This is a genomic window from Microbacterium sp. PAMC21962, assembly GCF_019443465.1.
In the GTDB taxonomy this organism is placed as follows: Bacteria; Actinomycetota; Actinomycetes; order Actinomycetales; family Microbacteriaceae; genus Microbacterium; species Microbacterium hominis.
Map to the genome: position 1 here is coordinate 761,544 of NZ_CP080381.1, position 25,399 is coordinate 786,942.

A 25,399-nucleotide genomic window follows, 5' to 3' on the forward strand; every position below is an offset into this window, starting at 1 on the left:
AAGACGAGCGATCCGCACGGCCTCAGAATACCACCGCGCGGATCGCCGTCGCCCTCAGCGCCCCTCGACGGTCGGCGGCGTGCCCTTCTCGTCGGCGACTGCGTCGGCCGCCGCTGCCGGCGTCCGGGGCGCGTCCGCGGGCTCGGCGCCGCGCTCCCGCGCGGAGGCCACGAGGCTCGCCCCGGTCGCCACGACCATCGAGACGACGATGACTCCGAGCGACATCCAGGTCGAGATGTCGGGCGCCCACGCGATGTGCTCGCCGCCGTTGATGAACGGGAGCTCGTTCTCGTGCATCGCGTGCGCGATCAGCTTCACCCCGATGAAGGCGAGGATGAAGGCGATGCCGTAGTGCAGGTACTTGAGCCGGTCGAGCAGGTCGCCCAACAGGAAGTAGAGCTGGCGCAGCCCCATCAGCGCGAAGATGTTCGCCGTGAACACGATGAACGCGTTCTGGGTGATGCCGAAGATCGCGGGGATCGAGTCGAGCGCGAACAGCAGGTCGGTCATGCCGATGGCCACGAACACGATGATCATGGGCGTGAACATCCGCTTGCCGTCGACGACCGTGCGCACCTTCGGACCGTCGTAGTCGTCGCTGATGTCGATCGTGCGCCGCAGCAGCCGCACGATGAACGACTCCTTCTTGACCTCGTCCTCGTGGTCGCCGCCCGGGAAGGCCTGCTTCCAGGCGGTGTAGATGAGGAAAGCCCCGAAGATGTAGAAGATCCAGCTGAACTGCTCGATGATCGCCGCTCCGGCGAGGATGAAAAGTCCCCGGAGCACGAGCGCGATGATGATGCCCACCATCAGCACCTTCTGCTGGTACCGGCGCGGCACCGAGAACTGGCTCATGATCAGCACGAAGACGAAGAGGTTGTCGATGGAGAGGCTGTACTCCGTGAGCCACCCGGCGACGAACTGCCCGGCATACTCGCCGCCGGCGAAGAACCACATGAATCCCGCGAACACGAGCGCGAGGGCGACGTAGAAGACGACCCACAGGCTCGACTCCTTGGGCGACGGGATGTGCGGTCGCTTCGCGATGAGCACGAGGTCGGCGACGAGGATGAGCACCAGCACGACGAGCGAGCCGATCTCGAACCAGACGGGGAGGTCCATGCAGGCCTTTCGAGGGATGACGAAACGTCGAAAGTCTCTCCCCCGCGACCGCCCGTCGGGCGGCGGCGGCGCGCGCCCGGGGTCCCGACGACGGGCCCGTGATGACGGACGCGCGAGGACGGGATACTCCCTCTCGCTCAGGACACGATACCGGCTCGCACCCCGGAGGCGCTCCCCGCCGGTCGGCCCGCAGGCCGGCGGCGATCGGATCTGAGACGATTCCTCCACGGCCGACACTTCCTGAGTGAGAGACGATGAGGACACGATGACCCAGGACACCGGCACGCGCACCGATGCCGAGCTCGTCGCGGAGGCCGCCGCCGGCAGCGAGCTCGCCTTCCGGACGCTCTACCGCGCCTATGCGCGACCCGTCTATTGGATCGCGCACGGCCTGGTCGGCACGGCGCAGGATGCCGAGGACGTGACCCAGGAGACGTTCCTGGCCGCGTGGCGCAAGCTCCGGGAACTGGAGCTGCACAGCGCGTCGCTGCTCCCCTGGCTCGTCACGGTCTGCCGCTTCCAAGCGGCGAACCGTGTGCGCCGCCAGCACCGCGACCGCGCGCATCTCGGAGCGCCCGTCGACGAATCCGTGCCGGACGGCGTCGACATCGAACGTCAGGTGATCGACGCCGACCTCGCCGATCGGATCGCGGCGGAAGTCGCCACCTTCAGCGAGCTCGACCAGAGCATCTTCCGTCTGTGCGCCGCCGAGGGCTACGGCTACCAGGCGGCGGCCGAGCACCTCGGCGTCACGCACGGCGTCGTCCGCAATCGTCTCTCCCGCATCCGCAGCTCACTGCGCACCACCATCGCATCGGAGGGGTCATGACCACCGCACACACCGCACTGCCCGAGCTCGGCGACGATCGCGTGGAGGCGATCGAGCACGCGCTCTTCGCACGCATCGCGGACGAACGTCGCGCGCAGTGGGAGCGCAGCGAACGCGAACGGATCCGCGCCGTCCGGCGCGGCCGCATCTGGATGGGCGGGGCGGCGGCCGCCGCCGTCGTGGCGGTCGCGGCGATCATGGCACCGTCGATCGCGGGAACCCTGCAGGGCACGTCCGGGGCGTCGTCCGCCGCACTTCCCGCGGTGATCGCACCGGGCGGGAGCACCGCCGAGCTCGGGCTGACCGACGGACGGGCCGGGGATGCCGCGGCCGGCGGCATGAGCGGAGCCGGCGTGGCGGCCGACGCCGCCACCGGGAGCGCGGGACGCGAGATCGCGACGACCGCCTCGGCGGCCGTCGAGGTCGCGGACGCCGCTGCCGCGGCCGAGGGCATCGCGGCCGCAGCCGTCGCTGCGGGCGGCTACGTCGAATCCCAGAGCACCGGCGCCGGAGCGCCCGTCGACGTCATGTCGGGAACGGGAGTCGTCATGCCGATGCCGTCGGGCGCGTGGATCACCGTCCGCATCCCCGCCGACCGCCTCTCCGAGACGGTCGCGGGACTGTCCGCCTACGGGACGGTGACCTCGTCGCAGACCGACCGGCGCGACGTGACCACGGAGGCCGTCGACCTGCGCGCCCGGGTCTCCGCCCTCGAGTCCTCCGTCGCACGCCTCACGGAGCTGATGCAGCAGTCGTCGTCGACCGCCGATCTGATCGCGGCGGAATCCGCGCTGTCGGAGCGTCAGTCCGAGCTGGAGTCCCTCCGACAGCAGCTGACCAGGGTGCAGTCCCAGGTCGAGATGTCGACGCTGAGCGTCTCGCTCGTCACGCCCGCCCCCGCCGTCACCGCCGATCCGGCGGGATTCGGCGACGGCGTCGCGGCCGGCTGGAACGGTCTCGTCGCGACTCTCAACGGCCTGGTCATCGCGATCGGGTTCCTGCTCCCCTGGCTCGGCCTGATCGCGTTCGCCGCCCTGATCGTGTGGGGTGCGCGCCGGGTCGTCCGCCGTCGTCGGGCCCGCACCCGCGCGCCCGAGACCGTCGACGAGGCCGGTCCCGCAGCCTGACCCACCTCGGGGTCTGTCGCGTCGCGACAGACCCGCCGACGACAGAAGCCCGGTCCGTGTGGACCGGGCTTCTGCGGTGGTGACCCCAGCGGGATTCGAACCCGCGTTACCGCCGTGAGAGGGCGGCGTACTAGGCCGCTATACGATGGGGCCGTACCTTTTCGCTGCGTAAGCAACCGTTCGATTATGCCATGGCGAACGACCCCTCGCCAAATCGAGGCCCGGATGCGAGTCCGGCTTGCCCGGATCGCGGGACAGGCGTTGACTGAGCGACATGCGCGTCACCAAACACGAACACGCTTGCCTGCGCCTCGAGCGCGAAGGAAGCCAGCTGATCATCGACCCCGGAACCTTCACTCTTCCGCTGCAGGATCTGGCCGGGACGGTGGGCGTCGTGCTCACCCATGAGCACCCCGACCACTGGACGCCGGAGCACCTCCGTCGCATCCGTGAGCACGCGCCCGACGTACCGATCTACGGGCCGCAGGGTGTCGCGGATGCGGCCGCGGAGTTCGGCGTCACCGTCGTCGCTCCGGGCGACAGCGTGAGCGCCGGCCCGTTCGCGCTGCGCTTCTTCGGCGGGCGGCACGCCGTCATCCACGAGTCGATCCCCGTCATCGACAACGTCGGCGTGCTCGTCGACGACGAGCTCTACTACCCCGGCGACTCCTACGCGGTCCCCGAAGGGGTCGAGGTCCGGCTCCTCGCCGCGCCGGTGGGCGCGCCGTGGCTGAAGATCGGCGAGGCGATCGACTTCGTCCTCGCCGTGCGGCCCGAGCACGCCTTCGCGACGCACGACATGACGCTCTCGCGCATCGGACTCGACATGCACCGCGGACGTCTGCAGTGGGCGGCCGAACAGGGCGGGGGTCGGTTCAGCCCGCTCGACCCGGGCGACGCCATCGATCTCTGAGGCCCCGAACGCCGGATGCCGCGACCCCCGGAGAGCATCCGGGGGTCGCGGCATCCGTGGATCCGTGTCCGATCAGGCCTCGGCGTCGTGGTCCGTCTCGAGGAACGCGACGAGCGTGTCGAGGGCCGCCTCGGCGCCCTCGCCCTCCGCCTTGAGCGTGACGACGGTGCCCTGCGTGGCGCCCAGACCCATCAGCGTGAGGATGCTGCCGGCGTTGAGGTCAGGACCGCCCTCGACCGCGATCGTCACGGGGACGCCGGTCTGCTGGACCGCCTGCACGAAGAGCTTCGCGGGGCGCGCGTGCAGACCCGAGCTGCTGGCGACGGTGGCCTGGCGTTCTGCCATGGGATCCTCCTTGGATCGTGTTGGGATATCTCCATCGAGACTAGGCGTTCACGGCCTCGGGAGAAACCGAGGACGCACCGGGAATACCCTCGTTCACGGCCGATCCACGGCGTGCGAAGCGCTTCAGCGCGACGACGGTGAATGCCGAGACGACCGTTCCCGCGGCGATGGCGAGCAGCCAGAGCCAGAAGTTGTCGATCGCGAAGAAGACGAAGATGCCGCCGTGGGGCGCCTTGCTCGTGACGGCGAACGCCATCGAGAGCGCACCGGTCACCGCGCCGCCGAGCATCATCGCCGGGATCACCCGGAAGATGTCGGCCGCCGCGAACGGGATCGCACCCTCGGAGATGAACGCAGCGCCGAGCAGCCAGGCCGCCTTGCCGTTCTCGCGCTCCGGCTCGGTGAAGAGCTTGCGGTCGATGACGGTGGATGCCAGGGCCATCGCCAGCGGCGGGACCATGCCCGCAGCCATGACGGCCGCCATGATCTGCAGGTAGCGCTCGTCGCCCGCGATGCCCGCGGCGAGGTTGCCGGTCGCGAAGGCGTAGGCCACCTTGTTGACCGGACCGCCGAGGTCGAAGCACATCATCAGGCCGAGGATGATGCCGAGGATGATCACGCCGGCGCCGGTGAGGCCCGACAGCCAGTCGTTGAGGGCCTTGGTGAGCCAGGCGATCGGACCGCCGAGCACCAGCAGCATGAGACCGGAGGCGAAGATCGAACCCAGCAGCGGGATGATCACGACCGGCATGAGACCGCGCAGCCAGCGCGGCACGTCGAGGCCGTTCAGCCAGCGGGCGGCGACACCGGCGAGCAGACCACCGACGATGCCGCCGAGGAAGCCCGCGCCCATGAAGCCCGCGACGGCACCGGCGACGAAACCGGGGGCGATACCCGGCCGGTCGGCCATGCCGTACGCGATGTAACCGGCGAGGGCCGGCACCAGGAAGCCGAACGACAGCGCGCCGATCTTGAACAGCACGGCGCCGAGGTAGACGATCAGCGAGGTGTCGCCGAGGTTCCACAGCGTCGACGCGCCCAGGATCTTGTCCGCGTTGAACGCGATCTCATAGCCGCCCAGCAGGAAGCCGAGGGCGATGAGCAGACCGCCGCCGGCGACGAAGGGGATCATGTAGCTGACGCCGGTCAGCAGCGCGCGCTTGATGCTCGCGCCGTACGACTCCCCCGCGCCCGACGTGGCGGTGGATGCCGCCGCGGCCGATCCGCTGACGCGGGTCGCGTTCGGGTTCTTCGCAGCGGCGATGGCCTCGGCCACCAGCTGACCGGGCGCCTCGATGCCGCGCTTGACGCTGGCGCGGACGACGGGCTTGCCGGCGAAGCGCTGCGGCTCGCGCACGTCCACGTCGACGGCGAAGATGACGGCGTCGGCGGCCTCGATGATCTTCGGGTCGAGCGCCTTGTATCCGCTCGATCCCTGCGGCTCCACGATGAGGTCGACGCCGTCCTTGCCGCCCTGCGCGGTGAGGGCGTCGGCCGCCATGAAGGTGTGGGCGATGCCGGTCGCGCACGCCGTGACCGCCACGATCCGGGCGGGGCGTCCGTCGATCAGGTGCGCGCTGTCCGCGCTCGCCGTCGCGGCGGGCGCCGTCGATGCTGCCGGAGCAGCGGTGCCCGACACGGCCGCGGTCACGAGGGCGACGACGTCCTCCGGCCGTTCGGCCGCGCGCAGTCCCGCGGTGAAGTCCTCGCGCATGAAGCTGCGCGCGAGCTGCGACAGCACGGCGAGGTGCTCCTCGGCCGCCGTGTCCGGGGCGGCGATGAGGAAGACGAGGTCGGCCGGACCGTCCTCCGCGCCGAAGTCGATGCCCGGCTTCAGACGGGCGAAGGCGAGCGTCGCCTCGCGCACCGCGGCGCTCTTGGCGTGCGGGATCGCGATGCCGCCGGGCAGACCGGTCTCGTCGGTCTGCTCGCGCTTCCAGGCGTCGGCGGCGAGGGCTGCGGCATCGCTCGCCCTCCCCGTCGCCGCCACGCGCGCGGCGAGGGCGTCGATGACGGCCCGCTTGTCGGTGCCGAGCGACGCGTCAAGGCTGACGAGCGCCGGCGTGATGATCTCTGACACGGTGACCTCCAGTGGTCGAGTGGGTTCAGGATGGGGTTTTCAGGGGGCGAGAGGGCTCACCGGCACGTCGCCGGGGAGCAGATCGTCGGGCGTCGGGGCCTGCGTTCCGGGCAGCGCGGCCGCCGCGGACCCGTAGCGGATGCCGCTGCGCACCCGCTCGTCGGGAGCGGCTCCCGCGACGTCGGCGAGGAGGAAGCCCGCCAGCGAGCTGTCTCCGGCACCGACGGTGCTGCGCACCCGCGTCGGCGGCGGCGTGCCGAACCAGGCTCCGTCGGCCGTCACGAGGACCGCGCCGTCGCCACCCAGCGTGACGAAGGCGGCGCCCACCCGCTCGGGCACGAGCTGCGAGGCGACGGCGCGGACGGCCTCCGCCAGCGGCAGCGCCGGGTCGAGGGGGACGCCGGCGAGCTCCACGAGCTCCTCGTCGTTGGGCTTGATGAGATCGGGCGCTCCGCGCTCGACGACGGCCCGCAGGGCGGCCCCCGACGTGTCCACGGCGATGCGCGGCGCTTCGGGGCCGGTCGCGCGGACGGCGGTGATCACGTCGACGTAGAAGTCGTCGGGCAGTCCGGGTGGCAGCGACCCCGCCAGCACCAGCCATCGCGCACCCGCCGACGCCTGCACCGTCGCGGCGATGAGTGTCGCGGCATCCGCGTCGCTGCGCGTCACACCGGGCAGGTTCACCTTCGTGGTCACGCCGTCGTGGTCGGTCAGCGTGAGGTTCGCCCGCGCGGTTCCGGGCAGGGGCACGGCGACGACCGGCACGCGCGCCGAGCGGAGCACGGATGCGAACGGGTCGTCGGCGTCGAGCGGGAGGACCGCGGTGCTGATCACCCCCGATCCGGTCAGCACACGGGTGACGTTGATGCCCTTCCCCCCGGCATCCTCGCGGACGGCGACGGCGGACTGCACCTCGCCGACGCGCAGGGCCTCGGCGAGGGTCACCGTCCGGTCGAGCGACGGGTTCGCGGTGAGCGTGACGATCATGCGGTCCACACCTCCACATCGGCGTCGTCGAGGGCGGCGACGAGGTCGGCGGGCGGCGGCGCATCGGTGACGAGGATGTCGAGATCGGCGAGCCGGCCGAAGGAGACGAGCAGCTCCCCGTCGAACTTCTCGGCGTCGGCGAGCACCACGATGCGGCGCGCCGAGGCGATGATGGCGCGCTTGACTGCGGCCTCGTCGGGATCGGGTGTGCTCAGTCCGAAGGTGGCGGACAGGCCGTTGGTGCCGATGAAGGCGAGGTCGGGGCGCAGCCGGGAGATCGCATCGACCGTCTGGGCGCCCACGGCCGCCGCGGTCAGCCCGCGCACGCGGCCGCCGATGGCGGTGAGGTTGAGCCCGGGCGCTCCGGCCAGCAGGTGCGCCACCGTCATCGAGTGGGTGACGACCTCGAGCGGATGCCCGGTGACCGGGCGCTGGGCGAGCAGTCCGGCGACGGCGGCCGTCGTCGTCCCCGCGTCGATGTAGATGGATCCGTCGCCATCGGCGCCGATGGCCTCCAGGGCCCGCTCCGCGATCGCGCGCTTCGCGTCGCTGCGGCGCTGCGTGCGCTCCACGAAGGAGGTCTCGACCGTGCTGACCCGGGTGCGGGCCACGGCCCCGCCGTGCACGCGACGCACGATTCCCGCCGTCTCGAGCTGGTCGAGATCGCGGCGCACGGTCTCGGTGGTCACGCCGAAGCGGCGCGCCAGGTCGACGACGGCGACGCGTCCGTCTGTGCTGACCAGATGCTCGATGAGCTGCTGTCGCTCCGTTGCGTACACGTATCCTCCTTGAATATCCACACGGTACAACACAAACACAGATATAACAACAGTCTGCTCCGTCGAAAACCACACGAGGGCCACGGACGACGAAGGGCCCCGATCCGAAGATCGGGGCCCTTCGTGCGGACGGGACGTCCGCGGTGCATGCCGAGGCTCAGGCCTCGCTCATCACCGTGACCTCCTGCTGGCCGCGGGCGGCCAGGGCGGCGGCACGGGCGGCGATGCGGCGCTCCTGCTCGATCTGCCCGGCATCCAGCGTCTCCTGGTCGACCGGGTAGCTGTCCACCTTGTTCACCCCGTTGTACTTGGCGATGTAGGCGTCGAGCTCGGGGCCCGACTCCCACGAGGTGATGAGGCAGTAGCGCGGCTCGTCGCCGTAGTGGGCGGCGGCGTGCCAGAGGCGCTGGGTGTCGACGATGAGCTGCGCGCCCGCGGGCAGGGCGATGCGGGTCTCCTCGCTCGGATCGGTGCGGTTCTCCCGCAGCACGAAGTAGCTCGTCTTGTCGTCGGTGAGGTTGAAGAAGCCGCGCACGACCCAGCCGGTGCCGTCCGGGTTCAGACGGTTGTTGTCGTCCTGGTGCAGGTTGTAGAGGCAGTCGGCATACGTGTTCGGCTGCAGCTCGATGATGCGGCAGCGGCCGACGTTCGCCCCCGGCTCCTGCGCACGCGCGGTGAGCGTCGGTGCGATGGCGGTCTGCGCGTCGATCCAGACGCCGTCCTTGTCGGTGCGCGGCGGCTTGTGGTTCCAGAAGCCGTTGCACTCGATCTCGCCCTTGGCGGAGGCCAACGGGGCGAACCGGGTGTCGCCCGAGGACTTCCAGTCGACGTACTCGACGTCGAGCCACTCCTTCGGGTCGATCTCCTTGTTGTAGCGGTCGAGGACGACGTAACCGGTCTCCTCGAGGGCCGCGCTCTTGATGTAACCCATGACGGATCCAACCTTTCTGCCGGACAAGCGAAGTTTTTACAGGCCCGGCCGAGGCAAGCCTACCGAGCGGTCCCGGGAACGCGATTAGACTCGACGGCGGTCATCGAGAGCGAGCGCGGAGGCGACACGGAGAACATGAGCACCGGCACGAACCTCGCCCCCTCGGTCTCCGCGTCCCACGTCTCCGCGACCGCCGTCGCCACGATCGCGTGGCTCTCGGCATCCGACACCACCATCGTCGTTCCCGTCTACCAGCGGCAGTACCGCTGGGACATCGGCGGCTGCGAGCAGCTCCTCGGCGATGTGCGCGCGGTGGCGGATGCAGGCGCCGGCCACACGCACTTCATCGGCTCGATCCTCTCGACCGCCTCGGTCTCCGACGACGATGACGCCCATCTGGTCCTCATCGACGGACAGCAGCGCATCACGACGCTCATGCTGCTGGTCGCCGCCCTGCACCACACCCTGCGTGACGACGACCCGGAGCTGGCCGCCGAGCTCGAGCGGGTGCTCGTCCGCGACGACGATCCCGCACGGACGAAACTCCGGCCGCATCGCGCCTGGGCGGAGGTCTTCGAGAGCGTCGTGCGCGACCGTCGGACGCCCGACGATGAGACGCGCGTGTCGCGTTTCGACGACAACTACGCGTTCTTCCGCAGCCAGATCCGTCCCGACGAGGCCGCCCACATCTGGCGGGGCCTCCAACGCCTCGAGCACGTCGCGATCACCCTCGGGCCCGAGGCGAACGCGCAGCAGACCTTCGAGAGCCTCAACTCGACGGGCGAACCGCTGCGCGACCACGAGCTGATCCACAACTACGTGCTGATGGGCCTCTCCCACGCCCAGCAGAGCGAGATCGAGGACCACTACTGGGTTCCGATCGAGGAGAACACCGGCGAGCAGATCGGCGACTTCTGGCGGCACTACCTCGTCATGCTCACCGGCCGCGAGGTCACCGTGGCCGGCGAGCGGGGCGTCTACGACACCTTCCGCGCCGAGTTCCCGCACCTCGACATGGCGACGCTGCGCGAGCGCGCCGCGCAGTGGCGCGACTACTCCGCGCTCTACGCCACCCTCCTCGACCCGGCGCGCGTCGCCGACGTCGCGATCGGGCAGCAGCTGGCCCTGCTCAACACCTTCGGCCGCGGCATGTATCCGCTCGCTCTGCGCCTGCTCCACGAGCATCGCTCCGGACAGCTCCCGACCTCGGAGCTGATCACGTCGCTCGAGCAGCTGCAGTCGCTGCTGATGCGCCGCACCGTCGTCGGGGTGACCACCGACCGGCTCGTCGCTCGCCTCTGCCGCGCCGCGGCGCTCTCACGCGACGATCTGGTCCGGGCGATCGCGCGGATCACGCCCTCCGACGAGCGCACCCGCGTGGGTCTGAAGTTCAGCGCGCTCCCCCACCCCGCCTACGTGCTGGGGCGGCTCGCGGGCGACATCGACACGGCGCCGCTGGATCTCGAGCACATCGTGCCGCTCGCACCGTCCGACGAGTGGTCGCCCGACGGCTCGCGCCGCTGGGCCGAGCTCTCCGACGACGAGCAGAACAGCTTCCGTGCGCTGGCCCAGACCCTGGGAAACCTGACGCTGCTCGAACGGGAGCTCTTCGACCGCGCGTTCGACGCCTCGTTCCCGCAGAAGCGGAACGCCTACCGCGACAGCGCGCTCGCCGTCACGCAGGCCGTCGCGGACGCCGAGGCGTGGTCGACCGCGGCGATCGCGGCGCGCACGCAAGAGCTGACCGACCTCTTCCTGAGCGTCTGGAAGCGACCCGCCGTCGTCTCCATCGACGATGACAACCTCACACCCATCCTCGACGCCCGCAAGCGCCGCGGATGGCCTCGGGGCTGGCAGCGCGAGTTCGACTACGTCGAGTTCCGCGGTGAGCACTGGGAGGTTCCCGACATCCGCTACCTCTTCAACCGCATCTTCAAACGGCTGTGGGCGGACTCGCGACAGAGCGTGATCGACTTCAGCGCACGCCGCGGCGGCCCCGTCTACCCGGCCAAGGCGTGGAACGGCCAGTGGGATGAGCTGGGCGACGGCCAGTACCTCTACATGGGGTGGGACTCCAAGTACATGCTCACGGCGGTGCAGGGCGTGCTCGACGAGGCCGGCTGGGCCTCCGAGGTGTTCGTCAAGTACTCCTACATCGGCAACGCGATGAACTGATCGGAGCGATCATGGCCCGGCGTCGACCACCGTCCGCTCGCACACGTGCCTCCCGAGACGACGGGGGCGACACGCGGCGATGGCGCTCCGTCCGGCGCCAAGTGGACGCGCTCGACGTGGCCACCTTCACCGCGATCGCCGGCACGCGCAGCCCGATCCTCGACGGGGCGATGCCGCCGCTCACGCGGGCCGCCGACCGCTCCGTGCTCTGGATGGGGGTGGCGGCGCTCCTCGCGGCCACCGGTCGGCCCCGGGCGCGCCGGGCCGCGGTGCGCGGCCTCGCCGCGATCGGGCTCACCAGCCTCCTCGCCAACCAGGTGTCCAAGCGTCTGCACCGCCGCCCGCGGCCGGCCATCACGCAGGTGCCGGTGCAGCGGCTGGCCCACCGCATCCCCGCCTCGACGTCGTTTCCGAGCGGCCACTCGGCCAGCGCGATGGCGTTCGCCGCGGCAGCATCCGCCGAGTCCCCGATCCTGACCGTGCCGCTGCGCATGCTGGCGGGCCTCGTCGGCTTCTCGCGGGTCGCCACCGGAGCGCACTACCCGTCGGACGTCGCGGCGGGTTTCGCGCTCGGCGAGGCGGTCGCCTGGCTGACGACGCGGATCGTGCCGGTGGAGCGCGTGGACCCGCTGCAGGACGCGCTCGCGGTGCACGCGGGCACGCCGCGGCCGGACGGCGCGGGCATCGCGCTCGTCATCAACCCTCGATCGGGCTCGGGGCGCGCGGCGCGGATCCTCCCGGTGGTGCGCCGCACGCTGCCGGCGCTGCGGATCGTCGAGCTGGGTGCGGACGACGACTACGCCGAGGTGATCCGCCGCACCGCGCAGGAGTGCGAGGTCCTCGCGGTCGCCGGCGGCGACGGCACGGTGCAGCAGGCCGCGGCCGCCGCCCACGAGAACGGCATCCCGCTGGCGGTTCTGCCGGCGGGCACCTTCAACCACTTCGCGAAGGACCTCGGGATGTACCCGCTGTCGGCTGCCATCGACGCCGTCCGGGCCGGCACCGTCGCGAAGGTCGATCTCGGCGAGGTGAACGGCAGGATCTTCGTCAACACCGCCAGCGTCGGCGCGTACACCGATTTCGTCGCGATCCGCGAGCGGTACGAGCACCGCATCGGCAAGCCTCTCGCCGCCCTCGTCGCGGCGGTGCGGACGCTGGGACGGGCCCGCGCGGTGCGCGTGCGCGTCCGCGACCTCGACGGTCGCGCCGTCGACGCGCGGTTCAGCCTGCTCTTCCTCGGCAACGGCCGGTACGAGCCGCGCGGGTTCGCCCCCGTCCACCGCGCGACGCTCGACGACGCGCGGCTGGATCTGCGCGTGCTCGGTGTGTCGCGTCGCGGCTCCCGCGCGCGCGTGGTCCTCGACCTGTTCACGGGGCGGATCTCGCGCAACCGCCGCTACCAGGAGTTCTCGGATGCCGAGTTCGATCTCGAACTGCTCGACGGGCCCTACCGGATCGCCCGCGACGGGGAGCTCGGCGAAGAGGTCGATCACCTCTCCGCGCGCGTCCTCCCGCGCGCCCTCACCGTGATCGCGCCCGCCTCGGCGTCGCGCTGATCGGCGCAGCGGCGCCGGCCGATGCTGGACCGCACGGTCGCGGTCGCCCTATCCTCGACACGAGCGGGACGTCGGCGTGCCGCATGAGGGGGCACGAGGATGGCTTCGACCATGGCGGATGCGCGGCGCCGACCGAGACTGCTGACGACGACGGTGACGGCGACGGCCGTGGGGCTGGCCCTCTCCGGCTGCGCGTGGAGCTCCCCGCCCGAGCCGGCGCCCACGGTCGCCGTGACCACGGGGACCTTCCCGAATCAGGACGTCGTCGCGCTGTACACCGATCGTGAGAGCGCCGTCGCCGCCGCCCTCACGGCTCTGCCCGGCCAGATCGACGACGCACTGCGTCGATCGAAGGTTCCGGGGCTCGCCGTCGCGGTCGTCTCGCACGATGCCGTGCTGTACGAGGGCGGGTTCGGCGTGCGCGACGTGTCCACCGGCGTCAAGGTCGACACCGACACCGTGTTCGAGCTGGCATCGCTGTCGAAGCCGCTGTCGGCCACGATCGTCGCCAAGGCCATGACCGAGAACCCCGAGCTCTCGTGGTCCACGCCGGTGCGCACCTTCATGCCCGACTTCGCGCTCGATGACCCGTACGTCACCCAGAACGCCACGATCGGAGACTTCTTCGCCCACCGCACCGGCATCCCCACCGGCGGTGGAGACGACCTCGAGGACCTCGGATTCGACCGCGACTACATCCTCGACCACCTCCGTGAGATCCCCCTGCAGCCGTTCCGTTCGACCTATCAGTACTCGAACTTCGGTCTGACGGCCGGCGCGCAGGCCGTCGCCGCCTCCCGCAGTCAGACGTGGGAACAGACGGCGCAGGAGCTGCTGTTCACGCCCTTGGGCATGACGTCGACGAGTATGAGCCACGCCGACTACCTCGCTGCCGACGACCGCGCCGTGCTGCACGCACGGATCGGCGACGACGATTTCCAGCCGCTGTTCGACCGCGACGCGGATGCCGAGGCGCCCGCGGGCGGCGCATCCTCGACCGTCGGCGACCTGGCGACGTGGATGCAGCTGTTGCTGTCCGACGGGCAGCGAGGCGGTTCCGCCTTCATCGCCACGGGGCCGCTGAACGAGGCGCTGTCGGCGCAGATCGTCAGCTCCCACCCGGGCGATCTGGATCAACGGCCCGGTCACTACGGCTTCGGCATCAACGTGGGCTCCGGCGCCGGCGGCCGCGTCACGCTCAGCCACTCGGGTGCCTTCGGCCTCGGCGCCGCGACCGCCGCGACCCTCGTCCCCGATCTCGACCTCGGCATCGTCGTCCTCACCAACGGCGCCCCCGTCGGCCTTCCCGAAGCGGTCGTGCAGACGTTCCTCGACGAGGTCATGTACGGGCACTCCACCCGCGACTGGGTGGACACGATGCACGGCTTCTTCGCGTCCTACAACGCGCCGTCCGGCGACCTGGCCGGCATGCAGGCACCGGCGGATGCCGCGGCATCCGGGCCCGTCGCCGACTACACCGGAACGTACGTCAGCCCGTATTTCGGCACCCTGACGGTGACCTCGGCGGGCACCGGCCTCCGCGGCTCGCTCGGGCCGAAGGGCGAGACCGTGTTCGACATCACGCCGTGGGACGGCGACACGATGGCGTACGTCCCCACGGGCGAGAACGCGTTGCCGGGCTCCCTCTCGTCGGTCGTGTTCACCCGCGCGGACGGACGGGTGACCTCCGTGACCCTCACCTTCCTCAACCGCTATGCGCAGATCCCGACGCCATCGGGGTTGGGGGTCTTCACGAGGTCGGGCTGAGATCGGACATCGGCGCGAGTGGAATTGACCCGGCACGCGACGCAGCGACGGCAGTGCCCGGCGCGATAGCGTCGCACGCATGACGAGCGTGCCGGCGTGGATCGCCCAGCTGTCAGGAATGGACCCGCTCAGCTGGGCCGCGTTCCTCGATGCCCATTCCGGGTTGCCCGGTCCGCGCGCGGATCTCGCACTCGTCGACGCGGCGGCGCGCACCGCCGACGCAGCCGTCATCGACGCGCTCCTTCGAGATGGACGCGAATACCCGGTCATGTGCGCCGCCGCAGCTCTCGGCCGACGGGCGGGCGAACCGCGTGACGCCCGCCATGCGCGCGCCCTCGCCGCCGACGACCGGTGGCGTGTACGCGAGGGCGTGGCGATCGGACTGCAGCTGCTCGGCGACGACTCCCCCGCGATCCTCAGGGCGCTGGTCGCGGACTGGGTCGACGACCCCGACCCGCTCGTGCAGCGCGCCGCCGTCGCCGCGATCTGCGAGCCGCGACTGCTGCGGACACCGGACGCCGCCCGCGCCGGGCTGGCGGCGTGCGCGCGTGCGACCGCCCACCTCGCCGCGGCGGACACCTCCCACCGCAGGCAGGACGGGGCGCGCACCCTGCGGCAGGCGCTCGGCTACTGCTGGAGCGTCGCCATCGCCGCCGACCCCGTCCGAGGGCTCCCCGTCTTCGCAGCCCTCGACGAGAGCGATCCCGATGTCGCGTGGATCATCCGCGAGAACCGCAAGAAGAAGCGTCTCGCGACGCTCCTGTCTGCCCCGGCGGCACGGACGGCGACCGACGGCGCGGGCTGACACGTCACCCGCGAGAACGCGTCACCCGGGCGTCGCCGCCTCGGAGAGCCGCCCGACGATGCGTTCGCGACTTCCGACGCCGAGCTTGCGCATGATGTTGAGGACGTGGCTCTCGACGGTCCGCACGCTGAGCACGAGGCGCGCGGCGATCTCCCGGTTGCTCATCCCGGCCACGACCAGCTCGGCCACCTCGCGCTCCCGGGCCGTCAGCAGCGCGAGCCAGATGCCGAAGCGCGACACGTTCAGGGTCTTCCCGGACAGCTGGGTCGACAACGCCGACACCGCCTCTTCGGCCTCCTCGACGAGGGCGGTCGCGTCGTCGGCGGCCGCCCAGTCGATCGCCCGACGGTAGGCCGCCATGGCGATGCCGTAGCGGCCGGATGCTTCGAGCCCGCGACCCGCGTCCACCACCGCCCGCGCATCGTGGCGCGACAGCGCCCGCAGGTAATCGCGCTGCTGGGCGAGCACGCTCGTCTCCGGTGAGGCGCGAAGGAGACGATCGACCTCGGCCAGACGGTCGGCGTCGAACGAGATCTCCAGCGAGGAGAGCATCTGCAGCTGGGCGGCGAAGTGCGCACCGCGTGCTTCGAGCGCGCGGGCATCGTGCCATAGGATCTCGGCGGCATCCTCCTGCCGGCCGTGCGCGAGGGCCGACATCGCGTCGAGCCAGGCGAGCGATCCGCCGGGCAGCGCACCGCTCGGGGTGGCGTACATCCGCGCGACCGCGACGTACTTCTCGGTGAGATCGACCTGGCCCTGCGAGACGGCCCGCACGGCGGCGGCCATGAGGATCGAGTTTCGCGCTCCCGGCGGAAGAGGGGCGACGGTGCCGATCGACAGGGCCATGTCGACCATGTCGGCGAGCTCGTCCATGTCGCCCATATGGAGGAAGCTGTACGACAGCCCGATCGAGAACGTGTGCAGTGCGTCGACGTCCAGGGCGCCGCGCGCCTCCTCCCAGCCGTTGACGAGCTCGCGATGTCCCTCGATCAGCGCGCCGCGCGCGAGCAGCGCCATCGCCGCGAGCATGCGGGCGAACGCGCGTTCGCCGCGGGGATCCAGCGACCGCAGCTCGTCGTAGGCGCGATCGAGGTCCGCGAGTCGCCCCGTGATCAGGAATACGTGCATCTGCGCCTCGAGGAGGGCGATGTGGACGGACGCCGGCAGGCCGTCCGCGACATCGAGGGCTTCCTCCACGTCCGCCGGGACGGAGCGCAGATCGGCGAGCACGGAGAGTCGCGCCGCGTCGAGGATCCGGCCGTAGACGGCGAGCTCTGCGCTCTCCCTCTCGAGGAAGGCGACGGCCTCCTCCACCTCGCCCAGGCCGTACGCCATCCACAGCCCACGCAGGCGGTAGTACTCCGCGCGGGACGCGATGTCGCCCGTGTGCGGATCGGTCTCGTCGAACACGCGACGGATGAGCTCCGGCGCATCCTCGATCGTCGACTGCGTGAGCGACTCGACGTAGGCCGTCGCGGTGCGCACGCTCGGAGTGTGCTCCCACTCGAACGCGGTGAGCAGCCTCTTGGTGTTCGCGCTCTCGCGCAGCATCCCCGCGAACAGGGCGTGGCGGGTCTCCGCCTCCGGCTCGCCCATCCACGTCGTCGCCGGGTCGGGCACGACGCGGCCGTCGCCGAGTGCCGCGACGATCCTCTCGGTGAGTCGGATGCGTCGCGAGGTCAGGGTTCCGTGACGGAAGTAGCTCACGAACAGCGGCGGGATGACGGAGACGAGGTTGTTGGGCACGGCGCGCACGAAGGCGATCATGCCGCGCTCTTCGAGCAGTTCCAGCGCCTCCCACTCGACGAGCCGCCGGACCGCGTCGGCATCGGCGGGGCCGATCATGGCGATGATCTCCAACGCGTCGCGGGCTGTCGCGTCCAGCTCCTCCAGGTGCATCTCGACGACGGAGCGAAGCCCGGGACTCCACAGCTCTCCCACTGCCGTCCAGACGCCGTCGGCCAGCGGAACCAGAGTCCCCTCCTGCCGGCCGGCCTCGACGAGGGCGAGCGACAGGCCCACGTTGCCGCCGCACTTCGCGTAGATGCGTCGCGACGTCGCGGCATCCACGGGGCCTCCGAGCGTCGTCGCGATGACGTCCTCGAGGTCCTCGAACCGCAACGGCAGCATGTCGATCACGGATGTCGGGGCGAGCGTGGACGCCTGCAGGCCCGACGGCGTGTGCCGAGCCGCGAGGCCCTGCAGGCGCGACATGACCACAGGCACGCCCGTCTCGCTGCGGACGTAGTCCAGCACCCCCCACGACGACTCGTCGAGGTCGTTCCAGTCGTCGACGAGGAACACCGTGCGCTCGCCCCGCACGCGCGAGCGCACCTGGCGGGCGAGCTCGTCGATCATGGCCCCGCGTCCGCGGGGCGGCAGCGGGTCGACGAGCCCGGACAGCGCGAGCGCCGAGAACGGATGGGGCTGCAGAGACGCGACGCCGCGAATCGAGTGAACGGCCCAATCGGCGGACTCCAGCCGCGTCCCGAGCGCACCGAGGAATGCCGTGCGACCGCTGCCACGACTTCCGACGACATCGACGCTGACTCCCGCATCGATGAGGCTCTGCGCCTTGGCGAGACTTCGCTCGCGCCCTCTCACGTTGTGCGTCTCACCCCTTCGTCGCTGTGGCCACCCGGGTGTCACGCTAGCACCCCGGTTCCTTCCGCCCGACGGTCGGCATCGACATCGCTCCGCACGCTCCTGCCCTAGGTTCCGAGCGTCGCGGCGGCGCAGTCCAGACACAGCACGGTGCGCGCACGGCCGCTCTCGCGGATCTCGACCCGCGGCTGCCAGCGCGGGATCGACTCGTCGCAGTCGCGGCAGACCCGTCGGCGTCGCCAGACGGCGAACAGCAGCAGCGACCCGAGCAGCAGCAGGAGTGCGCCGGCGATGAGCGGGATCCACGACAGCACGCCGCCGGTCACCGGAAGCTGCGTGGCTCCGTCGCCGCGCATGTCGACTCTCGCGTCGATGAGCTCCAGCGTCGTCGACTGCACGCCGAGAGCGCGGGAGGTCTCGACGTCGCGGTCCATCTCGAAGCCGAGCATGATCTGTGCCGACTGGCCGCGGGCGAGCGCGGACTGTCCGAGCTGGATCTCACCCTCGCGCGCGAGCTCGGCGAACCTGCCGCTGCCGGTCACGCCGTTGACCTCCCAGAAGAGAGTCACATCGGAGCCGAAGTCGGCGTTGAGCGCCTCGGCGGGGATGTCCTGACGCAGCCGGAGAGTCACCGTCATCGCTGCCGCGCCCGGCCCGGCGTTGGTCACGTCGAGTGTGCGGTGCACGCGGTCGCCGGGCACCGCGATGCGATCGCCGATGAAGCCCAGCTCGGCGCGGGCGTACTCGCGTCCCTGCCAGTCGAGGTTGACGGCTGGGCCCTCCCACTGCGCGGGAATCGTGCCGTCGTGTCCGACGGCGCCCTGCGACGTCGCCGTGCGCGACTCCCCCGCGCTCTGCGCGCTGCCCGCGCTGCCGTCACGGGATGCCGGGACGTCTTCGGCCGTCGCGGGGCGCTGACCGGTGAAGGGAAGCGCGCCCGCCGCGGCGAGGCCGCCGACGAGGGTGAGCAGCAGCACGACGGTCAGCACGGCGGCGATACGCCAGCCTCGAGCCGACAGGGCGCCGTCGCCACCGGTCACGACGGTGACCCGCTGAGAGGGAGAAGAGGGAATCATGCTCACGGTGGGTGCTCGCTTCAGGAGGAAGAGGACGGGGTCGCGCCCTGGGGCACGCGGGAGGCCGGCTGCGGCGGCGTGGGCGGTTCGCCCTGCGCGTGCGGGACCGGATCGGATGAGGGGTCGAGCGACCAGGTCGCGCACTGCAGCGCATAGTCGAGCTCGCGCTCCCGCAGCGCCAGCTCGCGCTCGCGCAGCGCGAGTTCGCGCTCGCGGAGGTCCAGCGCAGGATCGGCCTCGACGGCGACGGGCGGCACGGGCGGCGCCGGCGGCGCGGCGGGCGCGTCGGGGCGCGGCACGCTCACGACGGTCGAGCGCGGGCGCCGGAAGCTGCTCCACAGCCCCCAGCCGATCAGGGCGGCCGCCGCTGCGATCGCGACGACCGTGATGTTCTGGCCGATCCACTGACGCGCCCATCCGAGTCCCGGAACGCCGTACAGGAAGACGCCGCGCACCTGACGCGGAGAGACCGGCTCGTCGACCGCGCTGTTCGCGTCGCCCTGGGTGATGAGGCGGCATTGGGTGCCGTCGTCGAAGGTGCCGATCGTCTTGCCGACGACGCGGTGCGTGATCAGCGTCGGGTCGTTCGGCGTCGGGAAGTAGGTGACGATCGTTCCGATCGAGACGTCGCGGCACACCGCGGACTCGTCGGTGCCGCGCACCACGACGATGTCGCCGGGAGAGAACGTGGGCTCCATCGATCCGGAGAGGACCGTGAGCGCGTCGCCGCCCAGCACGCGGGGGACGACCGCGAGACCCAGGACCAGGGCCACCACCACGGTCATCAGCGCCCACGACACGGCGCGACCGGCGATACGCCACGGCGAGTCGAACCACGACGACCCGGCCACGCGCACGGCGTCACGACGTGCGCGACGCGCGCCCGCTCTACCGATACGTGTGCTGGTCATCTTCACGTGGTCCCTTCCGATGGTGGTGTGGTCGTGGCATATCCGCCGCCGTGCCGGCGCCCCACGGGGAGCACCGGCACGGCGACGGCATCCGATCAGTTGAACTGAGCCCCGGCGTCGCGCACCTGCGAGAGCTTCAGGGTCAGCGACCCCAGCGTGTCGACGAGGTTCACGTCGACGCGGTCGGTGACCGTCGTGTCCGTGGCGGAGTAGCGGAAGTCGCCGTCGAGGTCCTCGTAGAACGACGCGTAGATGACGACGTTGAAGGTCTCCGACGTCGTCGGCATCCCGAAGACCGCCGTCTGAGCCGCGACGCCGTCGACGGCGGTCGCGGTGGAGCCGAGGATGCCGTTGGTGGCGTCGTCGAGACCGGCCGCCTGACCGTTGGTGGTCGCCGCCAGGTACAGGAGCGGCGCGTCCGCGGTCGTCGGGAGGGCCGTCTCCTTCACGAGCAGCTTCTCGCCGTAGTAGACCTCGTAGCTGTAGTTCATGCCGGTGATGTTGGACTGCAGGTCCTGCAGACCGTCCAGACCGACACGGGCGACGAGGTTGTCGCCGTCCAGCGTGACCGTCGTCTCGAAGGAGGCCGCCATCTTGTCGCCCGGGGCGATGCGCCACGAGTCGATGTCGGTGATCGAGTGGCCCGGCTGCGAGCCGTCCGTCGCGCCCACGATCTCGGTCGCGTCGAGACGGTCGTTGGAGACGTCCCAGAAGGACGTGTCGTGCAGCTGTGCGATGTTCAGGTCACCGGCGGTGATCGTGCCGCCCGAGAAGGTGTCGGACGCGGACCACAGCGCGAAAGTGGAGCCCCCGGCGAGGAGTGCGGCAGCACCGGCGGCAACCCAGATCAGGCCGCGGCGACGCTTCTTCTCCTCGGTCACGATGATGATCTGATCGTTGTTCGTCATGTTGTTGTTTCTCCTTGGTGATCGAGCGCTCGGGTAGGCGGCGGTGTCGGCGCTCGTCGACGCCGCCGAGGTCGGTGTCAGGTCCCTGAGGCGACGGCGCTTCGGGAGCTGGTGACGGTCGGGGTGAGGGTGATGACGACGTCCGGCTCGCCGGACGGGTCGGGATAGATCTCGGCGCCCCAGCGGTTGATACCGCGGGCACGCGTGCCATCCATCGCGAGGGCCTCGGCCGCAGCCTCGCTCGTGTACGTGCCGAGCAGAGCCAGCGCGGGCGGGAACCCGATGAGCGCGTGCCACGAGTCGATCGCGCCGTTGACGCCGCCGTCCACCGCGATCGCGGTGACCGTGGCGTCGTTGCGGTAGCGCTCGTCGGGCGGGGAGTTCCACGTCGCGGCGACGCACCACTCCTGCTCGCTCTGCTGACCCTCGACGGCCGTGCCGGGCTCCTGGAGCACGACGTCGTCGCCGCCGAACACGTACACGTTGCGTGGCGTCTCGCCCTCAGCGCTCTGCGGAGTCTCCGGAACCGCCGAGCAGTCGCCGCCGAGGGCGGCCCGGTAGACCTTGAGCGTCGAGCCTTCGAGCAGGGTTCCCGGCTTGGCGATGCCCGAGGAGAGATCGTGGGTCTCGGAGGCGCCCTGCTGGGCGGTCACCGCGACGCTGTAGTCCATTCCGGCGATCCCGAGCGCGCCGCCTCGGGCGACGAATCTCCAGATCATCGGGCCGGGCTCGTCGATGGTGCGCTCGGTCAGTTCCACCAGCTGCGCTCCGGGAAAGCTCACGCTCACGGCTTCGCCGTTCGCTGAGACCTGGGCCTCCGCCGCCGCGGCACCGAAGGGCGAGGCGCTGAAGGCGACCGATCCGACGGACACGGTGGGGATGTCGACGGTCATCGAGGAACTCCACAGCGCCTGCGCTGTCAGCGTGCCGGCCAGCACGAGCGCGAGCGCGCCGGCGCCGGTGAGCGTGGAGGTCGCGGGCCGCTTCATGAGGTCCTACCCGCATCGTCGATCGCGGGGGCCGGACGGACCTGCACGAGACCGATGACGAAGTCATCGAGGCTCCACGCGGCCGGTCCTGCCTGCGGAACGGCCTGCCAGATGTGCGGGCCGCCGATCTCGACGGTCACCACGACGTTCCAGTCGGCGATCGCGCCGCCGTCCGCGCCGTCGAGACCGACGACATCCGCGGCGGTGCCGAGCGGCGTCTCCGCGGAGGCGGCGACGCTCCCCTCCGCCGTCTCCTTCTCCACGCGATACGTGGCGGTGACGGTGCCGGCCTGGAGCTCCGGCGAGAGGACGACCCCGGCATCCACCGTGAGGCGTGCGCGCAGGTTCTCGCCGATGACGGTGGTCTGGATCGGGACGATGACCTCCACGATGTCGCCCGGCATGCTGGCGAACGAGCCCGTGCCGGCGGCGAGGGTGCCCGAGGCGGGAGACTCGACGCCCGGCGTGACCTGGCGCCACACCCCGTCACCACGCGTGAGGTGCAGATCGCCGGTCTTCAGGGGCCCGCCGCTGAAGACCGTGTCGGACGACCAGAGGGCGAAGGTGGCGCCGCCGGCGCCGACGAGCAGCGCGGCTGCGGCGGCCACCGTCATCACGACGACGCGGCGACGGGTGCGTGTGCGGCGGCGGGTGCGCCGTCCCTGGCGTGACCCGGCGGTCGCTGAGAGGGCCGTCATCCGACACCGCCGACCGTCGTGTCGACCGGGATGAGGGTGCCGCACGCGGCCACCTGTGCGCTGGCACCGATCTCGAGACGCGGGATCACTCCGATGACGCCGTCGTCTCCGAGGCGGCGGTCGCTGTCGCGGACCGTGACGTCCGTGAGGACGGTGGCCCAGTCATCCGACGAGGTGTTCGTGACGGTGTAGACGAAGCAGACGCCCTGACCGTCGGTCGCACGCGCTCCGCTGAGCAGCTCGGTGCCGGTGGCCATGATCCGCTCGGGCGACGAGGTGTCGGTCGCGCCGATGTACGCGCGCTTCACGATGCGCACCGACGGATCGGTCGAGAACAAGCGTGCGGTGAGCGGGGCGACGACGAGTCCGTCGTAGTTGGTGTCGGCCGAGACCAGCGTGCTCGAGATGATCACGGGCGTGTTGGACTCCACCTCACCGGCGGCGGCGGTCACGCGGATGCGGTCGCTGCCGGTGGCGCCCGCGGCGATCACCGTCTGCGATGTCGACAGGCTGACCCCGTGCTCGACGCCGACCGCGTCGACCGTGGAGGAGAACTCCAGCGGCGAGGTCACCGCGGGAGCACCGGCGAGGAGCTGGAACGCGTACTGCTGTCCGGCGGTGTCGCCCGTCACGAGCGTGAAGCCGGCCGGCCGCACCGCGACGGGGTTCTGGAACTCGATGGACTGGTCCGCGCCCGTGGCGGGCAGTCGGTTGGTGAGGCCGCCGACGCTGCGGACGGTCTCCGCGGGGATCGACGCCGTGACGCGTGCCGAGTCGTCCACGTGGGCGATGACATCGAACTCACGGTTCTGGGCGCCCTCGACGGGCGTCACCGAGACGGTGCGGGGGTTCATGCGTCCCGCGTCGATCGTCGTGTCCACGGCATCCGCCGTCATCTGCACGGCGCTCGCGCCGACCGACGCCGGGTCGAGCGGGAGAGTCGAGGTGACGCGGAAGTGCAGGTCGCGGGCGAGCGTCGGGTCGTTCTGACCCTCCGCCTGGGTCACCGTCAGCTCGGGACGGCAGTTTCCGCTGAACCCGACGATGCGGGAGTACTGCGAGGACGCACCCTCGGACTGGGTCTGGAGGCGGATGTAGCCGCCCGCCACTCCCGTGGTCTCGTCGACGATCGTCAGCTGCTGGGTGCCGCCGACCACGGTCGTGGGGAACTCCTGCGGACCCACGGGGAGGGAGATCTGAACGGTGGCGCTCTCGCCGCTCACGGCGCTCGCGCGGCCCAGGTAGACCTCCGCGGTGCGGTCAGCGGTCCAGTACACGTCCAGATCCACGGTGGATGCCGGAAGAGGTGTGGCGGTGGGCGCGCTCACCGCGACCGTGGCCAGGCACATGCCCGTGCCCTCCGGCAGCGGCGACACGGCATTGACGGTTCCGGTGGGCGCGTCGCCCGTCAGAACCTGGGCGTCGGCGGTCGGGAACCAGGTGTTGATGCGCCCGTTGGCGTTCGTTCCGTTGTTGAGGAGCGTCGAGGTGCCGTTGCGGGTCTCCTCGGCCGTGGCCGGACGTGCCTGGCTGGCGCTGCGGGATCCGAAGGTGTTCTGCTCCACGGTGACCGTGCCGGTGTTGGTCAGCCCGATCGAGGAGGCGGTGTATCCGTCGAAGTAGTTCCCCGCGATCGTCAGATTGCCGGCGTTGCCGGTCGTCGTCCCGCCGTTCCAGACGACCGCGTACGTCTGCCCGCTCGTGGCCCGCACGAACTCGTTCCCGGTGATGCGGTTGACGCCCTCGAGCGATCCGAACGGCATCGTGATGAAGGCGTTGTTGACGCCCGTCCCCCGGCCCTGCACGTTCAGGAAGCTGTTGTTCGAGATGTCGATGTTCGAGGCGCGGACGCTGGAGCCCAACGTGGTGCTGGTCGCGAAGGGGAAGCCGGCGCGATCGGTCAGGTTGTGGACCGCGGAGTCGACGAAGGAGAACCCGTCGAGGACGACGTTCTGATTGCGCGGAAGGAACTGCACGATGTCGGTGCGGCATCCCGTGCCGTCGGACGAGTTGCATCGCCCGCTGCCGTCGGCGTAGCTGATGGCGACGTTCTCGATCCTGATGTTGCGGATCGGCGTCGAGTTCTGCGCGTTGAAGTAGAAGATCGCCGTGACGTTGGTGGCGTGGTAGTAGCCCTGGATCCGGTAGTTGCGGACCGTGATGTTCTGCGAACCCTCGCGGAAGACCATGAAGCGCTCGGGGAAGTAGTTCTGGTCGGTCACGACCGAACCCCCGTCGAGCACGAAGCCGTCGGCGTTCGGGCCCATCACGAACGTCGACTCTCCGGAGAGGATCTGGTTCATGTTCAGGAAGGTGACGCCCGACGTGTTGATGTGGAACAGCGCGTAGCTGGTGTCACGGGAGGTCTGTGCCGTCACCGTGCCGCGCAGATCGATGGTCACCGGTGCCGTCACTTCGAAGTGAGCGCCCGCATCCTGATTCGAGATGCGTGTCGTGCGCATCGCGGATGCGGCGAGGGCGTCGATGTTGCCGTTCAGGCCATCGGCGACCGTGATCGTCACGGCACCCGCCGGGGCGTTCAGCGCGTTGGACTCCTCGATGGCGGCGAGCAGCGTGCACGTGCCGGCGGCAGTCTGACACACGCCGTCTCCGGGATTGGTGTCACGCGCGGCGGCCGTGCCGTCCAGCGAGTCGATGACGAAGGTGTACGACACCGCCTGAGCGCTCGCGGCGACCACGAAGGAACCCACCACGATCGCCGTCACCGTCGCGAGCGCGGTCGCGACGGCACGCCAGCGACGTCGAGGCTTCACCCCCGCCGTGTCGGCGCTCCGTC

Annotated in this window: 20 protein-coding genes and 1 tRNA gene; 7 read left to right on the forward strand and 14 right to left on the reverse strand. The window is 70.8% G+C overall.

Annotated features, from left to right (window positions below; translation table 11 throughout):
• Nucleotides 1-54: 54 nt before the first annotated feature.
• Nucleotides 55-1,122 (reverse strand): TerC family protein, encoded by a 1,068-nt coding sequence (locus KY498_RS03690; protein ID WP_191008492.1) that lies wholly within the window; start codon nt 1,120-1,122, stop codon nt 55-57.
• Nucleotides 1,123-1,387: 265 nt separating this feature from the next.
• Between KY498_RS03690 and KY498_RS03695 the strand changes: the two genes are divergently transcribed.
• On the forward strand, nt 1,388-1,951 hold the full coding sequence (locus KY498_RS03695) for an RNA polymerase sigma factor (RefSeq protein WP_191008491.1): 564 nt from the start codon (nt 1,388-1,390) through the stop codon (nt 1,949-1,951).
• Complete coding sequence (locus tag KY498_RS03700; RefSeq protein WP_191008490.1) at nt 1,948-3,078, forward strand: DUF4349 domain-containing protein; 1,131 nt, start codon at nt 1,948-1,950, stop codon at nt 3,076-3,078. Before KY498_RS03695 ends, KY498_RS03700 begins: the two co-directional genes overlap by 4 nt.
• Before the next feature lie 77 nt (nt 3,079-3,155).
• Here the strand turns inward: KY498_RS03700 and KY498_RS03705 are convergent.
• A tRNA-Glu gene (locus KY498_RS03705) sits at nt 3,156-3,231 on the reverse strand.
• Between the two features lie 121 nt (nt 3,232-3,352).
• Between KY498_RS03705 and KY498_RS03710 the strand changes: the two genes are divergently transcribed.
• Nucleotides 3,353-3,991: an MBL fold metallo-hydrolase gene (locus tag KY498_RS03710; RefSeq protein ID WP_101306217.1), complete on the forward strand. Its 639-nt coding sequence runs from the start codon at nt 3,353-3,355 to the stop codon at nt 3,989-3,991.
• A 72-nt stretch (nt 3,992-4,063) separates the two neighbouring features.
• Here KY498_RS03710 and KY498_RS03715 read toward each other — a convergent pair whose 3' ends face one another.
• The 5 genes from KY498_RS03715 to KY498_RS03735 all read right to left on the reverse strand — a co-directional run bounded on the left by KY498_RS03715 (nt 4,064) and on the right by KY498_RS03735 (nt 9,113).
• Entirely contained in the window at nt 4,064-4,336 is a 273-nt protein-coding gene (locus KY498_RS03715; RefSeq protein WP_060958450.1) for an HPr family phosphocarrier protein, read from the reverse strand.
• Between the two features lie 40 nt (nt 4,337-4,376).
• Entirely contained in the window at nt 4,377-6,416 is a 2,040-nt protein-coding gene (locus KY498_RS03720; RefSeq protein WP_101306216.1) for a fructose-specific PTS transporter subunit EIIC, read from the reverse strand.
• A gap of 39 nt (nt 6,417-6,455) precedes the next feature.
• Nucleotides 6,456-7,403: a 1-phosphofructokinase family hexose kinase gene (locus tag KY498_RS03725; protein ID WP_191008489.1), complete on the reverse strand. Its 948-nt coding sequence runs from the start codon at nt 7,401-7,403 to the stop codon at nt 6,456-6,458.
• On the reverse strand, nt 7,400-8,182 hold the full coding sequence (locus KY498_RS03730) for a DeoR/GlpR family DNA-binding transcription regulator (RefSeq protein WP_061781810.1): 783 nt from the start codon (nt 8,180-8,182) through the stop codon (nt 7,400-7,402). The genes KY498_RS03725 and KY498_RS03730 overlap by 4 nt, the downstream gene beginning before the upstream one ends.
• Before the next feature lie 157 nt (nt 8,183-8,339).
• Complete coding sequence (locus KY498_RS03735; RefSeq protein WP_060958446.1) at nt 8,340-9,113, reverse strand: hypothetical protein; 774 nt, start codon at nt 9,111-9,113, stop codon at nt 8,340-8,342.
• A gap of 135 nt (nt 9,114-9,248) precedes the next feature.
• Between KY498_RS03735 and KY498_RS03740 the strand changes: the two genes are divergently transcribed.
• The 4 genes from KY498_RS03740 (at nt 9,249) to KY498_RS03755 (ending at nt 15,416) form a co-directional block, all read left to right on the forward strand.
• Nucleotides 9,249-11,288 carry a DUF262 domain-containing protein gene (locus KY498_RS03740; protein ID WP_191008488.1) on the forward strand — a complete coding sequence of 680 codons (2,040 nt, stop codon included), beginning with the start codon at nt 9,249-9,251 and terminating at the stop codon, nt 11,286-11,288.
• Nucleotides 11,289-11,404: 116 nt separating this feature from the next.
• Nucleotides 11,405-12,844, forward strand: a complete 1,440-nt coding sequence (locus KY498_RS03745; protein WP_223849523.1) for a diacylglycerol kinase family protein — start codon at nt 11,405-11,407, stop codon at nt 12,842-12,844.
• Between the two features lie 99 nt (nt 12,845-12,943).
• Nucleotides 12,944-14,611 carry a serine hydrolase gene (locus KY498_RS03750; RefSeq protein ID WP_191008487.1) on the forward strand — a complete coding sequence of 556 codons (1,668 nt, stop codon included), beginning with the start codon at nt 12,944-12,946 and terminating at the stop codon, nt 14,609-14,611.
• 79 nt (nt 14,612-14,690) lie between these two features.
• Nucleotides 14,691-15,416 carry a hypothetical protein gene (locus tag KY498_RS03755; protein WP_060958442.1) on the forward strand — a complete coding sequence of 242 codons (726 nt, stop codon included), beginning with the start codon at nt 14,691-14,693 and terminating at the stop codon, nt 15,414-15,416.
• Nucleotides 15,417-15,437: 21 nt separating this feature from the next.
• Here KY498_RS03755 and KY498_RS03760 read toward each other — a convergent pair whose 3' ends face one another.
• The 7 genes from KY498_RS03760 to KY498_RS03790 form a co-directional block, all read right to left on the reverse strand.
• Nucleotides 15,438-18,020, reverse strand: coding sequence for a LuxR C-terminal-related transcriptional regulator (locus tag KY498_RS03760; RefSeq protein WP_191008486.1), 2,583 nt, complete (start codon nt 18,018-18,020; stop codon nt 15,438-15,440).
• Between the two features lie 107 nt (nt 18,021-18,127).
• Nucleotides 18,128-19,102 (reverse strand): LPXTG cell wall anchor domain-containing protein, encoded by a 975-nt coding sequence (locus KY498_RS03765; protein WP_219879499.1) that lies wholly within the window; start codon nt 19,100-19,102, stop codon nt 18,128-18,130.
• A gap of 14 nt (nt 19,103-19,116) precedes the next feature.
• Nucleotides 19,117-20,007: a signal peptidase I gene (locus KY498_RS03770; protein ID WP_191008484.1), complete on the reverse strand. Its 891-nt coding sequence runs from the start codon at nt 20,005-20,007 to the stop codon at nt 19,117-19,119.
• Nucleotides 20,008-20,102: 95 nt separating this feature from the next.
• Nucleotides 20,103-20,915 (reverse strand): alternate-type signal peptide domain-containing protein, encoded by an 813-nt coding sequence (locus KY498_RS03775; protein ID WP_191008483.1) that lies wholly within the window; start codon nt 20,913-20,915, stop codon nt 20,103-20,105.
• A 77-nt stretch (nt 20,916-20,992) separates the two neighbouring features.
• Nucleotides 20,993-21,904: a hypothetical protein gene (locus tag KY498_RS03780; protein ID WP_191008482.1), complete on the reverse strand. Its 912-nt coding sequence runs from the start codon at nt 21,902-21,904 to the stop codon at nt 20,993-20,995.
• Nucleotides 21,901-22,602 carry an alternate-type signal peptide domain-containing protein gene (locus KY498_RS03785; RefSeq protein WP_191008481.1) on the reverse strand — a complete coding sequence of 234 codons (702 nt, stop codon included), beginning with the start codon at nt 22,600-22,602 and terminating at the stop codon, nt 21,901-21,903. Before KY498_RS03785 ends, KY498_RS03780 begins: the two co-directional genes overlap by 4 nt.
• Nucleotides 22,599-25,376, reverse strand: coding sequence for a hypothetical protein (locus KY498_RS03790; RefSeq protein WP_191008480.1), 2,778 nt, complete (start codon nt 25,374-25,376; stop codon nt 22,599-22,601). Before KY498_RS03790 ends, KY498_RS03785 begins: the two co-directional genes overlap by 4 nt.
• Between the last annotated feature and the right edge of the window lie 23 nt (nt 25,377-25,399).